The sequence below is a fragment of the Paenibacillus allorhizosphaerae genome, from assembly GCF_042659105.1.
In the GTDB taxonomy this organism is placed as follows: domain Bacteria; phylum Bacillota; class Bacilli; order Paenibacillales; family NBRC-103111; genus Paenibacillus_G; species Paenibacillus_G allorhizosphaerae.
Window position 1 is genome coordinate 1 of sequence record NZ_JBHSRV010000065.1, and the last position, 1,076, is coordinate 1,076.

The following is a 1,076-nucleotide window of genomic DNA, read 5'->3' on the forward strand; positions in this document are numbered from 1 at the left end:
GAATGAATTTGGCTTGCAAATAAAGCTTCATTTTCTAAGTCCCATTACACAGAAGAGGGTTAACGATCTACTTAGCAAAATGTCCAGTTATAAACCGAAAGCCGTCATAATTCGGAAGCCGCGTTAACGGGCAGGATAGTTCAAATATATATGCTAAAATAACGATAATTTATTGGAGTAAATAGGGTGTATTAATGACAAGAGGTGAGAATTTTGTATAATGGGTTGAGCCATATAGACAGTTTCTCAAAATTATTTATTGCAGTTGCATTTGTAGCGGTGATTGTATTTTTAAAATAAGAAGAAAAGACGATTGATAATGATTCCAAAGGGGATCCTACAGATTAATCTTAAACTAGAAGAAAATATATTAAACGGAAGTCAGAGCGCGAGTCCTAACTGGTTCGATAGCTCACTACAAGGCTGCTGGCAAACGAATAACTAGTGGAGGAATGCATTTGAACTTAGAAAATCAGGAATTGCTTTTCAGTATTTTCCACGATGGTGGATTAGAAGACATCAGGGATACCGTTGATGGCATTGAATGTACCATCGACATTATGTATCTTGCTGAACTAATTAATCCACGATGTAGAGGCATTATCGTAAAACTAATTTATCCTGCTGAGTTGTATTTAGAAGACGTTGACACGAGTGAGACGATTCGGGACTTTAAGGAACTAAACAAACTTGATATTGAAATCTTAAAGGCACAAGTAAATGAGGATAAGGTAAAGGTATTTTGCAGTATCAACGGAGGGCAGTCCTTTGGATATCTTAACGTTAAGGCAAGTGAAATCTACATTTATGACCCCGAGCGTAACCTAGTTTCACTTGAGACCTTAAAAACAATTTGTAATCATTACTGGGATGGCTTTAGCAAAAACGCTCGATGATATTCAACATACTGCAACCCCATACGGCTGCCGCAAGGCGTCGACCGTCGTTGAGCTCCCTCAGAGAATAAGGATTTTCTCACGAATGCTCGCTCATTCGCAGGATTTCACGTACCATGTTTAAGTAGGAGTTTAAATGAGTAGATAGTGTGGTTGGGCAGATCCGTTTGAGCGCATGCA

At 38.6% G+C, this 1,076-nt stretch carries 1 protein-coding gene; it reads left to right on the top strand.

Annotation, left to right across the window (positions count from 1 at the left end; all coding sequences use genetic code 11):
• The first annotated feature begins 458 nt into the window (after positions 1-458).
• Positions 459-896: a hypothetical protein gene (locus ACFQI7_RS37740; protein ID WP_218103615.1), complete on the top strand. Its 438-nt coding sequence runs from the start codon at positions 459-461 to the stop codon at positions 894-896.
• Positions 897-1,076: the final 180 nt, after the last annotated feature.